Origin of the sequence: Pseudomonas sp. B37(2017) (assembly GCF_002112885.1) — a bacterium.
Classification (GTDB): Bacteria; Pseudomonadota; Gammaproteobacteria; order Pseudomonadales; family Pseudomonadaceae; genus Aquipseudomonas; species Aquipseudomonas paraglycinae.
Genome location: NZ_NEIX01000004.1, coordinates 203160 through 216998 on the forward strand (window position 1 = coordinate 203160; position 13839 = coordinate 216998).

The window sequence follows — 13839 nt, forward strand, 5'->3', positions numbered from 1 at the left end:
AGGTCAACGCCATGAACACCAGAACAAGAAGATACCTCGCGATTTTCATCACCTGCGCGGCCACGCTGGCGCTGTACGGCACCGCGGCATGGCGCGTGGAGCAGTTGCGGCAACTGCCCCGTGAGTACGCGAGCTGCAACTTCGAGCGCTGCATCCCTCACAACGCCACCCTCAACGCCCTGCGCTGATACAAGGCTCAGGCGTCGTCGTTCTGCTCGGCCTTCAAGCGGTCGCGGAACGCCTTTGGCGAGATCCCCACCCGACGCCGGAACAGGCGCGTGAAGTTGGTCGGATCGGAAAACCCCAACACCTCGGACATCTCGTAAATGGTCATGCTGGTGTACGTCAGCAGACGCTTGGCTTCCAGCAACTGACGCTCGTGCATGATCTGCAACGCCGGCTGCCCCGCCAGTTCACGGCAGGTGCCGTTGAGGTGCGAGACGGAAATCCCCAGGCGATGGGCCAGGTCTTCGACCTTGACGTGCTGGCGGTAGGTTTCCTCCACCAGTTGAATGAACCCGTTGAGGTATTCGCGCTGACGCTGCGGGCGTTGCGTGGCGTTGTGGCGGTGGATCGCCTGACGGCTGACCCAGACCATGATCACGCTGACCAGCGAATGCATGAGCATTTCCCGCGCCGGTTGATGGCCGTTGTACTCGGCCTGCAACGCAGCAAACAGACTGTTGAGGTACTCCGCGTCCTTGCCCGCCGGGTAGCTATCGGCCTGGGCCAGGGCCTGCACCGCGCTGCCCAGTTGCGCCTGCAAATGGTTGATCAAAGGTGTGGCGAGGGTGACGACGAATCCTTCGACGTCCTCGGAAAAACGGAATCCATGCACCGATAACGGCGGCAGGATCTGGATCGCGGCTTCATTCAGTTGCGTGCGTTGGCCTTCGATTTCAAGCTCTGCCTGACCTTTGAATACGAAGAGCAACTGGCACAAATCGGCGTGGCGGTGGGGTTTGATTTCCCATTGGTGTTCGCGGCTGCGTTTGGAAATGGTTTCACAGTGCAGCAAGTCAGGGGTCGGCCAGTCCAGGCTTTCACCGTAGAGCTTGAACACCGGAATCGAAGGCAGGTCAGGCTTGTTCATCACTTCAATCCAGGCCTCGAGGTTTGCGGGCGATAATCGCACCGATTGGCAGAATGTACAGGTATCGGCTCAGTTTTCACCTTCAATTGACAGACCCGCAAGGGAAAAATGCAAGCACTCGAATCCTGAAAATCATTCACCGGCCGTTGTCGCGTGAAGCTTGCGAGTCATAAAAACAATGAAAACGCTGAAAACCCAAGTCGCCATCATCGGCGCCGGTCCGTCCGGATTATTGCTCGGCCAACTGTTGCACAACGCCGGCATCGACACCCTGATTCTGGAGCGCCAGACACCTGACTATGTGCTCGGCCGAATCCGCGCCGGCGTGCTTGAACAAGGCATGGTAGAGCTGTTGCGCGAGGCTGGCGTAGGTCAGCGGATGGATGCCGAAGGGCTGGTGCACGGTGGTTTCGAACTGGCCCTCGACGGGCGCCGGATCCACATCGATCTGCAAGCCCTGACCGGTGGAAAAACCGTGATGGTCTACGGCCAGACCGAGGTCACCCGCGACCTGATGGCCGCTCGTCGGGAGACCGGCGGACAGACAATCTATGAAGCCAGCCATGTCGTTCCCTGTGGCATGAAAAGCGACGAAGCCTATGTCACCTTCGAAAAAGACGGCGAAATCTGGCGCGTCGATTGCGACTACATCGCCGGTTGCGACGGTTTCCACGGCGTGGCCCGACAGTCGATTCCCGAGGACTGCCTGAAAGTCTTCGAACGGGTTTATCCGTTTGGCTGGCTGGGGATTCTCGCCGACACGCCACCGATTCACAATGAACTGGTCTACGCCCGCCACGAGCGCGGCTTCGCGCTGTGCAGCATGCGGTCGGCGACTCGCACCCGTTATTACCTGCAAGTGCCGGCCGAAGAAAACGTCGATGACTGGTCGGATCAGCGTTTCTGGGATGAACTGCGCAATCGTCTGCCGGAGGAACTGGCGCAGAAACTGGTGACCGGTCCGTCGATTGAAAAGAGCATCGCGCCGCTGCGCAGTTTTGTGGTCGAGCCAATGCAGTACGGGCGGATGTTTCTGGTCGGGGATGCGGCGCACATCGTTCCGCCGACCGGTGCCAAAGGTCTGAATCTGGCGGCCAGCGATGTCAGCACGCTGTTCAGGATTCTGCTGAAGGTTTACCGCGAAGGTCGCACTGACTTGCTGGAGAAATACTCGGAGATCTGCCTGCGCCGGGTGTGGAAAGCCGAGCGGTTTTCCTGGTGGATGACCTCGATGCTGCACCGCTTCGACGAGCATGATGATTTCAGCCAGCGGATCTGCGCTTCGGAACTGGACTACTTTGTCAGCTCAGAGGCGGGGCAAAAAACCATTGCAGAAAATTACGTCGGGCTTCCTTATGAGGCTATCGAATAGCCTGCTACCGACTTACACTGGCGAGCATCCCCGCTCGCCTGGCGATCTGCGGGACACTCACTGCCCGCAGGTTTTGCCCGTGACCAATCTCAACCATCCCGAAACGCCCAAACCGGCCATTCGCAGCGTGCTGGTCGCGCTGATGATGGCGATCTTTCTCGGTGCGCTGGACCAGACCATCGTCGCCGTTTCCATGCCGGCCATCTCCGCCCAGTTCAAGGACGTCAGCCTGCTGGCCTGGGTGATTTCCGGCTACATGGTGGCGATGACCGTGGCGGTGCCGATCTACGGCAAGCTCGGTGACCTGTACGGGCGGCGCAAACTGATGCTGTTCGGCATGGGCCTGTTCACCCTCGCCTCGCTGTTCTGCGGCATGGCCCAGAGCATGGAGCAACTGGTGCTGGCGCGGATTTTCCAGGGCATCGGCGCCGGCGGGATGATTTCGGTGAGCCAGGCGATCATCGGCGACATCGTGCCGCCTCGCGAACGCGGGCGTTATCAGGGTTATTTCAGCAGCATGTACGCGGTGGCCAGCGTCGCCGGCCCGGTGCTCGGCGGTTACATGACCGAGTACCTGTCGTGGCGCTGGGTGTTTCTGATCAACCTGCCGTTGGGCCTCGGCGCTTACTGGGTGGCGCGACGCAACCTGATCGGCCTGCCGATTCCCCAGCGCAAACCAATCATCGACTACCTCGGCACGCTGCTGATGATCATCGGCCTGACCGCGCTGTTGCTGGCGATCACTCAGGTCGGCCAGGGGCATGCGTGGCGAAGCAGCGAAGTGCTCGGTCTGTTCGCTTGCGCGGTGGCGGTTTTGGCGGTGTTCGTCTGGCATGAGCGGCGCGCCCGGGAGCCGTTGCTGCCGATGCACCTGTTCACCAACCGCAGCGCCCTGCTGTGCTGGTGCACGATTTTCTTTTGCAGCTTCCAGGCGATTTCCCTGATTGTGCTGATGCCGCTGCGCTTTCAGAGCGTGACCGGCGCCGGGGCCGACAGCGCTTCATTGCACCTGCTGCCGCTGGCGATGGGTTTGCCGATCGGCGCGTATTTCGCCGGACGTCGCACCTCGATTACCGGGCGCTACAAACCGCAGATTCTGACCGGCGCGCTGCTGATGCCGATCTCGATCCTCGGCATGGCCTTCAGCCCGCCCGATGCGACTCTGGTCAGCAGCCTGTTCATGTTGCTCAGCGGGATCGCCGGTGGCATGCAGTTCCCGACCTCTCTGGTCGGTACGCAGAATTCGGTGGAGCAAAAGGACATCGGCGTCGCCACCAGCACCACCAACCTGTTCCGCTCCCTGGGCGGCGCGGTGGGCGTGGCATTGATGTCGGCGCTGTTGCTGGCATTGTTGCAGGATTCCAGTTTCGCCCACCTGGCCGGCAGCTCGCTGATGAGCGAAGGGCATTCCGGTAACGTGCTGCTCGATGGCCTGAACGCGGCGCCCGGCGATGCGAAGAATGCCTTGCGTGCCGAACTGCTGGTGACGTTCCGGCATTTGCTGATGGTCAGCGCGGCGGTGTCGCTGCTCGGGCTGGCGGCGGCGATTGCGATGCCGAACCGGTTGCTGCGGGGCCGTGAACACGGCGCCCGCTGATTGCTGAAAGCTCCCACGCGCGGCGTGGGAGCTTTCAGCAATCAAGCACTGTAATAACCGACCGCCACCAGCATGTTCCCGACCTTCTTCAGGTAGGCATGCTTGTCCTCGACCTTGCCGGTCACCGGGTTTTTCCAGCGGTACTCGTACTCGCCCTCATCCTGTTTGCCGATCAGCGCCAGAATCGGTTCGCCCACCGGTTTGCCTTCCGGGTCATCGACCTTGGCGAAATCGGTGTTGATCAACCGCAGGTTGGTGCCGTGGGCGACGTAGCGCCGGTTGTCGAGATTGACCACGAACACATACAGGTCGTCCTGCAGGTAACCACCCTTGAGCGAGTTGATTGCGGACAGCGTGCCCTTCTCGTCCTTGGTCAAATCGGTGGCCGCTTTGTCGAGCAACGCTTTCGCCTGTTCTGCCGACGCACGCGGCAGGTAATAACCCACCGCCAGAATCCGCTGACCGATGCGTTGATAGTAAACGTGCTTGCGCTCGACCTTGCCGTCGGACCAGTTCTGCCAGCGGTATTCGGCCTGCTGGATGCCGTTGCCTTCCGGCACTTTCAAGGCGTCCTTGAAGGACTTCTGCAAGTCCGGCCCGAGGACTTCGCTGACGTCGCGACCGATCAATGCCGACGACGGCCCACCGCTGGCGAGCATCACGCCCTTGGTGTCGACCACGAACACGTAACGGTCCTTGTCGACGAATTCGCCCTGTCGGCTGAACGCCGCGAACGCCTTGTCGCCGTTGTCGTGGTAATAGGCCAGAGCCTTTTCCAGCAAGGCGATGGCGGCCTTGCTGTCGTCTTTTTCCGTGGTGGCCGCGTTGGCCTGACCGAAACTCAACAGCAGCACCGCGCCGAGCCAGGCCAGCTTGTGCACAAACCCCATGACGCATCCCTCGTTCTTGTTGGTGTTTCAAGAGCGTAGACGGCCTGAAGGCATGTATGGATATTCAGAAAGCTTCTGAATGTTGCTGTGGCGAGGGCGTTCATTCCCTCGCCACACAAGAGGCTTACGGACGGGCGTTGAGTTGCTGCTGCAGGTTCTGGATCTGCGCTTGCAGGGTGTTGATGTTGCGGGTCATCTGCCCACGGAAGGCATCGAACTCGGCAGTGTTGGTGCCGCCCTGCGCAGCGGCCGGACGGTTGTCCTGCTCGCTTTTGAGGATGACGATTTCCTGCTCCAGACGATCGATTGCAGGGTTCGACCCACTTTGTTTCTTCAGGGCCGTGATGTCGGCACCGAGGCTCTTGAACTGCGCATCGAAACCCTTCACCTGTGCATCGAAGCTCTTGAGCTGGGCGTCAAGCTTGCTGGTGTCGGCCGGGGTGCTTTTCAGCGTGGCCAGTTCGGCGCTCAGGGCTTTGACCTGGGCTTGCAACTGGGTGTTGGCGTTCTGTTGTTCGGTGGTCTGGGCGGTCATCTGCGCCAGGCGCTTGTCCAGATCCGTCGCCTGCCCGGCCACGCCCTGCTGCTGTTTGCTCTGATCCTGAAGCGCGCTTTGCAGCTGTTTGATCTGCAGCTTCAGGGCTTCGCTGTCGGTGGTGACGTTGGTCTGGCTGGCCACGACCTTGCCGGAAATGTCCTGCAAGCGCCCCGCTGCTTCCTCACTGATGCGCGCGAAACTTTCCTGGGTCGCCACCAGTTGCTGCTCCATCAGCGAAATCTGCTGGAAGCTCCACCAGGCCAGACCGATGAAGGCGAAGAACAATGCGCCGACCAGTGCCCACAACGGCCCGGTGCTGGCGGCTTTGACCTTGACCACCGGCGGCGTGCGCGAATGCAAGGTGGTGCGGGCGGTGGCCGGAAAATCGTCGTCATCGAGGGTATCGGCGCGCAGGCTCGGTACATCGTCGAAATCGTCGTGGGCATCGTTACGCATGGACATTGAGGCAACCTTTGTGAAACGCGGTGATGGCAGATTGGGGCGAAGTATAAACCCCGCGGCCGCTGGGGTTGACCCTCAAGCCGTGGCGCGGTTCAGTGCCGGCCGGCAGATTCGTATCAACGAATGTCCTGGGCCTTCCACCAGCCACAGAACTCATCGAGGGCCGTCCACAGACTGACTTTCGGATCGTAGTCCAGATAATGCCGGGCGCGACTGATGTCGAGGGTGAAATTTTTGTTCATCACCTGCATGCCCAGGCGCGACAGGGTCGGCTCGGGACGCCCGGGCCAGAGCTTGCACACACCTTCGTTAAGCGCCGCCACGCTGTAGGCCAGTCCGTAGGAACGGTACTTGGTGACCTGTGGGACTTCCATCTTGCGCATCACGTAATTGACCACATCCCACAGCGGCACCGGGGCGCCGTTGCTGATGTTGTAGGCCTTGCCCAGCGCGGAAGTATCGGCCAGCAGACTGCTGAGCAACGCTTCATTGAGGTTGTGCACGCTGGTGAAATCGACCTTGTTCAGACCGTTGCCGATGATTGCCAGACGGCCCTTGCGCTGCATGTTCAGCAAGCGCGGAAAGATGCTCATGTCGCCGGCGCCGGTGACGAAACGCGGGCGCAGGGCGAGGGTTTCGAGACCGAATTCCTGGGCGCCGAAGACCTTTTGCTCGGCCAGGTATTTGGTCGCGGCGTAGTGATGCTTGAAGCGCTTGGGCACTTGCTCTTCGGTCAGGCCGAGATGGTCGCGACCGTCAAAGTAGATCGAGGGCGACGACAGATGCACCAGCCGCCGAACCCGTTGCTTGAGGCAGGCCTCGACCACGTTTTCGGTGACTTGCACGTTGCCCTGATGGAAGTCCTGATACCGGCCCCACAAGCCGACCGCGCCGGCGCAATGCACCACGGCTTCGACATCGCTGCACAGCGCACGCACCAGATCCGGATCGCTCAAATCGCCTTGAACGAACTCGGCGCCGCGACGCACCAGATGCTCGACACCCTCGGCCCGGCGACCGTTGACCCGCACGTCCAGGCCTTGCTCCAGGGCGAAACGCGCAAAGCGTCCGCCAATGAAGCCGCTTGCGCCGGTGACCAGAATTTTCATGTAGAGCTCCGCTGTCTTTCGTTTTGCCTGATTCGTGAGTCTTGACGCTGCCCGTCAGTCCAACGGCACCAGCCATTGCGCCGACGAGCGCACCAATTGTTCGGTCAACAGCCCGAGCAACTGACCGCCATTGCGCCAATGATGCCAGTACAAGGGCACGTCGATCGGTTTATCTGGCAACAGTTCGCGCAGTACGCCGCGCTCCAGTTGCTCGCGCACCTGCAATTCCGGCACCAGTCCCCAGCCGAGCCCGGCTTCGGTCAGGCGGATGAAACCTTCGGACGACGGGCACAGGTGATGCTCGAAACCGCCATCGACGCCAAGAGAGGCGAGGTAACGATGCTGCAGAAAATCGTCCGGGCCAAACACCAGCGCCGGGGTGCGCGGCAATTGTTCGGCCCGCACGCCATCGGGAAAATGCCGCTCAATGAACGCCGGACTGGCCAGCGCCCGATAGCGCATCGCTCCGAGCAGCACGCTGCGCGCGCCTGCCACCGGACGCTCACTGGCGCACAGGCAACCGGCCACTTCACCGGCGCGCATGCGCTTGAGGCCGACGGTCTGGTCTTCGACGATCAGATCGAGCAACAGATGTTGTTCGGCGCAGAAGTCGCCCACCGCCTCGGCCCACCAGGTGGCGAGGCTGTCGGCATTCAGGGCGATACGCAGGCGCTCCGGCAAGCCCTCTTCGTCCAGCGCCGGCACCAGCGTCTGCAAATCCCGTTCAAGCAGGCGCACCTGCTGCACATGGTTGAGCAGGCGCCGGCCAATCTCGGTCGGCGACGGCGGCGTGCCACGCACCAAAACCGGCTGGCCGACTCGCGCCTCCAGCAATTTGATCCGCTGGGAAATCGCCGATTGCGAAAGGCCCAGCACCTGCGCCGCCCGTTCAAATCCGGCTTGCTCGACCACTGCGGCCAGAGCAGAAAGCAATTTGTAGTCGAACATCAGTTTTCCTAATGAGCGATCAGCACTATTGGTTTTTCTTATACAGCGTCAACCGGGAGAATAGCCAGCAAGCACTCTTTATCAAGGACCACCACCATGGCTGGCGAAACCTCATTGACCACCCTGCTGCGCAGCATGAGCCCGCAGCTCAATGCCGGCGAATACGTGTTCTGCACCTTGCGCGACGGCCAGTTGCCGAGCGGTCTAGAGGTCGTAGGCAGCTTCCGTGAACAGGAAGGCCTGACGGTGATTCTCGAACGTTCCCACGCCGAGCGCGCCGGTTTCAGCTTCGACTACGTCGCAGCCTGGATCACGTTGAACGTGCATTCGGCGCTGGAAGCCGTCGGCCTGACTGCCGCATTTGCCACCGCACTGGGCAAGGCCGGCATCAGCTGCAACGTGATTGCCGGCTACTACCACGACCATTTGTTCGTCGGTCAGGCCGACGCCGAACGCGCCATGCAAGTGCTGCGCGATCTCGCAGCCAACGCGGAGTAACCGTCATGTGGCAAAGCTATACCAACGGTTTGCTGGTGGCGTTCGGGCTGATCATGGCGATCGGCACCCAGAATGCTTTTGTACTGGCCCAGAGCCTGCGGCGTGAACATCACCTGCCGGTCGCGGCGCTGTGCGTCGCCTGCGATGCGTTGCTGGTGGCGGCAGGTGTTTTCGGTCTGGCCACGGTGCTGGCGCAAAACCCGACCTTGCTGGCGGTCGCCCGCTGGGGCGGCGCAATCTTCCTGATCTGGTACGGCAGCCAAGCGCTGCGCAGGGCGTTTTCGAAACAGAGCCTGCAACAGGGTGAAAACCAGACCGTGCGTTCTCTGCGCGCGGTGATGCTCAGCGCACTGGCGGTGACGTTGCTCAACCCGCACGTCTATCTCGACACCGTTCTGCTGATCGGTTCTCTCGGTGCGCAACAGTCGGTGCCCGGCGCTTATGTTGTGGGCGCGGCGAGTGCTTCGCTGCTGTGGTTCTTCACCCTGGCGTTCGGCGCGGCATGGCTCGCACCGTGGCTGGCACGGCCGAGTACGTGGCGGATTCTTGATCTGTTGGTGGCAGTGATGATGTTCACGGTGGCAGGGCAATTGATATTGGCTTCATGATTTATTCCAAACAGCTCTGGAACCTCTATCCCACACAGTTGTTGCGTGGTTAAGCCGCACCCCCGGTGCTATGATCCGAACCCTGCGCCGCAAAGAGTAAAAACTCGCCGGTGCATTTCTGGCCGCCCGTGATCGGCCTTGCGCTCACCGCAACAGACCTGATTAGGAGAATCATCATGGCTTTCGAATTGCCGCCGCTGCCTTACGCACACGATGCCCTGCAGCCGCACATTTCCAAGGAAACCCTGGAATTCCACCACGACAAGCACCACAACACCTACGTCGTGAACCTGAACAACCTGGTGCCAGGCACCGAGTTCGAAGGCAAGACCCTGGAAGAAATCGTCAAGACTTCCTCGGGCGGCATCTTCAACAACGCCGCTCAGGTCTGGAACCACACCTTCTACTGGAACTGCCTGGCGCCAAACGCCGGCGGTCAACCAACCGGCGCACTGGCTGAAGCCATCAACGCGGCTTTCGGTTCGTTCGACAAGTTCAAGGAAGAGTTCAGCAAAACCTCGATCGGCACCTTCGGTTCCGGCTGGGGCTGGCTGGTGAAAAAGGCTGACGGTTCCCTGGCTCTGGCCAGCACCATCGGCGCCGGCAACCCGCTGACCAGCGGCGACACCCCGCTGCTGACCTGCGACGTGTGGGAACACGCCTACTACATCGACTACCGTAACCTGCGTCCTAAGTACGTCGAGGCGTTCTGGAACCTGGTCAACTGGAAGTTCGTGGCCGAGCAGTTCGAAGGCAAGACCTTCACCGCTTAAGCTGCACGCCAGACAAAAAACCCGGCTATTGCCGGGTTTTTTTCTGCCCGCAGAAATCATCGAGGGTGCGTCCCATCACAAACAGGGCCTTTTCCCACACGCAAAGCAGCCCTTCTCGCCTTGCTCCCAAGCCACGGCGAACTACCATCAAAAGAGGAAAAATTGTCCGACGCCCCTCAAGTTGGAGGCCAAAACTACCGACACAGTACAAATAGGGCAAATACTCCAGACAGCAGCATTTCGGCCAAGGCCACGGACAAATTTTCCGCGGCTCGATTGTCCCTTTGACTGCCAACACGGGATTGCCAATACTCATGGCAACTTGACGCTACCCGCACGGAACAAGGAATAACCCTTTGAAGCTGGAACTCAAGAACAGCTTGTCGGTGAAGTTGCTCCGGGTCGTGCTCCTGTCGGCATTGATCGTCGGCGTGGTCTTGAGCTGCGCGCAGATCGTTTTCGATGCCTATAAAACACGCCAGGCCGTCGCCGGCGATGCCGAACGCATCCTCGACATGTTCCGCGATCCCTCTACCCAGGCGGTCTACAGCCTGGACCGGGAGATGGGCATGCAGGTGATCGAAGGCCTGTTCCAGGACGACGCCGTGCGCCAGGCCTCCATCGGCCATCCCAACGAAGCGATGCTCGCGCAAAAGTCGCGTGAGCTGCAGCATTCCAACAGCCGCTGGCTGACCGACCTGATTCTTGGCCAGGAACGCACCTTCACCACCCAACTGGTGGGACGCGGCCCCTACAGCGAATATTACGGCGACCTGAGCATCACCCTCGACACCGCCACCTACGGGCAGGGGTTCATCGTCAGCTCGGTGATCATCTTCATTTCCGGCGTGTTACGCGCTTTAGCCATGGGCCTGGTGCTGTACCTGGTCTATCACTGGTTGCTGACCAAACCGCTGTCGCGGATCATCGAACACCTCACCGAGATCAACCCGGACCGCCCCAGCGAACACAAGATTCCACAGCTCAAGGGCCACGAGAAAAACGAACTGGGTATCTGGATCAACACCGCCAACCAGTTGCTCGAATCCATCGAACGCAACACCCACCTGCGCCACGAAGCGGAAAACAGCCTGCTGCGCATGGCCCAGTACGATTTCCTCACCGGCCTGCCAAACCGCCAGCAACTTCAGCAGCAACTGGACAAGATTTTGGTGGATGCCGGCAAGCTGCAGCGTCGGGTTGCGGTGTTGTGTGTCGGACTGGATGACTTCAAAGGCATCAACGAACAATTCAGCTACCAGACCGGCGACCAGTTGTTGCTGGCGCTGGCTGACCGCCTACGCGCCCACAGCGGTCGCCTCGGCGCACTCGCCCGTCTCGGCGGTGACCAGTTCGCGCTGGTGCAGGCCGATATCGAACAGCCTTACGAAGCGGCGGAACTCGCGCAAAGCATTCTCGATGACCTGGAAGCGCCGTTCGCCCTCGACCATCAGGAAATCCGCCTGCGCGCGACCATCGGCATCACCCTGTTCCCGGAGGATGGCGACAGCACCGAGAAGCTGTTGCAGAAAGCCGAGCAGACCATGACCCTGGCCAAGACCCGCTCGCGCAACCGCTACCAGTTCTATATCGCCAGCGTCGACAGCGAGATGCGCCGCCGTCGCGAACTGGAAAAAGACCTGCGCGACGCCTTGCTGCGCGATCAGTTCTACCTCGTCTATCAGCCGCAGATCAGCTACCGCGATCATCGCGTGGTCGGCGTCGAAGCCCTGATCCGCTGGCAGCATCCGGAACACGGGCTGGTGCCGCCGGACCTGTTCATCCCGCTGGCCGAGCAGAACGGCACCATCATCGCCATCGGCGAGTGGGTGCTGGATCAGGCCTGCAAGCAACTGCGCGACTGGCACGATCAGGGCTTCGTCGACCTGCGCATGGCGGTCAACCTGTCCACCGTGCAACTGCACCACGCCGAGCTGCCACGGGTGGTCAACAATCTGTTGCAGATGTACCGCCTGCCACCCCGGAGCCTGGAGCTGGAAGTCACCGAAACCGGCCTGATGGAAGACATCAGCACCGCCGCCCAGCACCTGCTGAGCCTGCGCCGCTCCGGCGCACTGATCGCCATCGACGACTTCGGCACCGGCTACTCCTCACTGAGTTATCTCAAGAGTCTGCCGCTGGACAAGATCAAGATCGACAAGAGCTTCGTCCAGGACCTGCTGGATGACGACGATGACGCGACCATCGTTCGCGCCATCATTCAACTGGGCAAGAGCCTGGGCATGCAGGTGATCGCCGAGGGCGTGGAAACCGCCGAACAGGAAACCTACATCATCTCCGAAGGCTGCCACGAAGGTCAGGGTTACCACTACAGCAAACCGCTGCCGGCGCGCGAGCTGAGCGTTTATCTCAAGCAGGCCCAGCGCAGCAACGCGGCCATCCTCTGAAATCTCCCTGCGAAGCCCGGCAAAACCCTTGATCCGCCGGGCGTGGTCTACCCTGTTGATCCAGCGCAACCCCCACGCAAATAGGAAATATTTCCAGCTACAACCCTTTACACATAATGCGAAAGATTTGCATTATGTCGCAGCTTTTGCGCACCCCCGCGCCTGTCCACTCAATTACCGAAGCAGGATGTTCGCCATGATTCGTATGCCTCTGGCTACCGCCAGTCTGCTGGCCATCGCTATTTCCCTCGCCGGTTGCGGCGAAGGTAAAGACAAAGAAAAGGCCGCCGCTCCTGCGCCGACTCCGGCTGCGAGCACCGCTGCACCGGCTGCGCCTGCTGCTGCCGGTAAAGTCGACGAGGCCGCCGGCAAAGCCGTTGTCTCGCACTACGCCGACATGGTCTTCGCCGTTTACAGCGATGCCGAATCCACCGCGAAAACCCTGCAAACCGCCATCGACGCGTTCCTCGCCAAGCCGAACGCCGACACCCTGAAAGCCGCCAAGGCTGCCTGGGTTGCCGCCCGCGTTCCTTATCTGCAGAGCGAAGTATTCCGCTTCGGCAACACCATCATCGACGACTGGGAAGGTCAGGTGAACGCCTGGCCTCTGGACGAAGGCCTGATCGACTACGTCGACAAGTCCTACGAACACGCACTGGGCAACCCGGGCGCCACCGCCAATATCATCGCCAACACCGAAGTACAGGTCGGCGAAGACAAGGTCGACGTCAAAGACATCACTGCGGAAAAACTCGCCAGCCTGAACGAGCTGGGCGGCTCCGAAGCCAACGTTGCCACCGGCTACCACGCCATCGAATTCCTGCTCTGGGGCCAGGACCTGAACGGCACCGGCCCTGGCGCCGGCAACCGTCCTGCGTCGGACTACCTGGAGGGCGCCGGCGCCACCGGCGGTCACAACGATCGTCGTCGTGCCTACCTGAAAGCCGTGACCCAACTGCTGGTCAGCGACCTGGAAGAAATGGTCGGCAACTGGAAGCCGAACGTGGCCGACAACTACCGCGCCACCCTGGAAGCCGAACCGGCTGAAAGCGGCCTGCGCAAAATGCTGTTCGGCATGGGCAGCCTGTCCCTGGGCGAGCTGGCCGGCGAGCGCATGAAAGTGTCCCTGGAAGCGAACTCCCCGGAAGACGAACAGGATTGCTTCAGCGACAACACCCACAACTCGCACTTCTACGATGCCAAGGGCATTCGTAACGTTTACCTGGGCGAGTACACCCGCGTCGACGGCACCAAAATGACCGGCGCCAGCCTGTCGTCGCTGGTGGCCAAGGTTGACCCGGCTGCCGACACCGCGCTGAAAGCCGATCTGGCCGCCACCGAAGCCAAGATCCAGGTCATGGTCGATCACGCCAACAAGGGTGAGCACTACGACCAGTTGATCGCGGCCGGCAACACCGCCGGCAACCAGATCGTCCGCGACGCCATCGCTTCGCTGGTCAAGCAGACCGGTTCGATCGAAGCTGCTGCCGGCAAACTGGGCATCAGCGACCTGAACCCGGACAACGCCGATCACGAGTTCTGA

Annotated in this window: 13 protein-coding genes; 8 read left to right on the forward strand and 5 right to left on the reverse strand. The window is 61.0% G+C overall.

The features are described 5' to 3' along the window. Positions 1 to 11 precede the first annotated feature (11 nt). On the forward strand, positions 12 to 188 hold the full coding sequence (locus tag CAF90_RS29570) for a hypothetical protein (protein WP_007953274.1): 177 nt from the start codon (positions 12 to 14) through the stop codon (positions 186 to 188). 8 nt (positions 189 to 196) lie between these two features. Here CAF90_RS29570 and CAF90_RS12770 read toward each other — a convergent pair whose 3' ends face one another. Next, a complete protein-coding gene (locus CAF90_RS12770) occupies positions 197 to 1093 on the reverse strand; it encodes a helix-turn-helix domain-containing protein (RefSeq protein ID WP_085606700.1) in 897 nt (298 codons plus the stop codon). A 187-nt stretch (positions 1094 to 1280) separates the two neighbouring features. On the opposite strand from CAF90_RS12770, the gene pobA reads away from it, so the two are divergent. Continuing rightward, entirely contained in the window at positions 1281 to 2465 is a 1185-nt protein-coding gene (gene pobA / locus CAF90_RS12775) for a 4-hydroxybenzoate 3-monooxygenase (RefSeq protein WP_371915860.1), read from the forward strand. Positions 2466 to 2544: 79 nt separating this feature from the next. Beyond that, on the forward strand, positions 2545 to 4062 hold the full coding sequence (locus tag CAF90_RS12780) for an MDR family MFS transporter (RefSeq protein ID WP_085606704.1): 1518 nt from the start codon (positions 2545 to 2547) through the stop codon (positions 4060 to 4062). A gap of 41 nt (positions 4063 to 4103) precedes the next feature. Here the strand turns inward: CAF90_RS12780 and CAF90_RS12785 are convergent, their stop codons facing one another. The 4 genes from CAF90_RS12785 to CAF90_RS12800 all read right to left on the reverse strand — a co-directional run bounded on the left by CAF90_RS12785 (position 4104) and on the right by CAF90_RS12800 (position 8009). Continuing rightward, entirely contained in the window at positions 4104 to 4952 is an 849-nt protein-coding gene (locus CAF90_RS12785) for a cache domain-containing protein (RefSeq protein WP_085606706.1), read from the reverse strand. Between the two features lie 124 nt (positions 4953 to 5076). After that, positions 5077 to 5952: an ATPase gene (locus CAF90_RS12790; protein WP_085606708.1), complete on the reverse strand. Its 876-nt coding sequence runs from the start codon at positions 5950 to 5952 to the stop codon at positions 5077 to 5079. Positions 5953 to 6068: 116 nt separating this feature from the next. Further along, positions 6069 to 7061 (reverse strand): NAD(P)-dependent oxidoreductase, encoded by a 993-nt coding sequence (locus tag CAF90_RS12795; RefSeq protein WP_085606710.1) that lies wholly within the window; start codon positions 7059 to 7061, stop codon positions 6069 to 6071. 54 nt (positions 7062 to 7115) lie between these two features. After that, complete coding sequence (locus CAF90_RS12800; RefSeq protein ID WP_085606712.1) at positions 7116 to 8009, reverse strand: LysR family transcriptional regulator ArgP; 894 nt, start codon at positions 8007 to 8009, stop codon at positions 7116 to 7118. A 96-nt stretch (positions 8010 to 8105) separates the two neighbouring features. On the opposite strand from CAF90_RS12800, the gene CAF90_RS12805 reads away from it, so the two are divergent. The 5 genes from CAF90_RS12805 to CAF90_RS12825 all read left to right on the forward strand — a co-directional run bounded on the left by CAF90_RS12805 (position 8106) and on the right by CAF90_RS12825 (position 13839). Beyond that, positions 8106 to 8507, forward strand: a complete 402-nt coding sequence (locus CAF90_RS12805; protein WP_007953258.1) for an ACT domain-containing protein — start codon at positions 8106 to 8108, stop codon at positions 8505 to 8507. 5 nt (positions 8508 to 8512) lie between these two features. Beyond that, a complete protein-coding gene (locus tag CAF90_RS12810; RefSeq protein WP_085606714.1) occupies positions 8513 to 9115 on the forward strand; it encodes a LysE/ArgO family amino acid transporter in 603 nt (200 codons plus the stop codon). Positions 9116 to 9291: 176 nt separating this feature from the next. Next, positions 9292 to 9888, forward strand: coding sequence for a superoxide dismutase (locus CAF90_RS12815; protein WP_003227660.1), 597 nt, complete (start codon positions 9292 to 9294; stop codon positions 9886 to 9888). A 356-nt stretch (positions 9889 to 10244) separates the two neighbouring features. Next, entirely contained in the window at positions 10245 to 12296 is a 2052-nt protein-coding gene (locus CAF90_RS12820; RefSeq protein ID WP_007953246.1) for a bifunctional diguanylate cyclase/phosphodiesterase, read from the forward strand. Between the two features lie 196 nt (positions 12297 to 12492). Further along, a complete protein-coding gene (locus tag CAF90_RS12825; RefSeq protein WP_085606716.1) occupies positions 12493 to 13839 on the forward strand; it encodes an imelysin family protein in 1347 nt (448 codons plus the stop codon).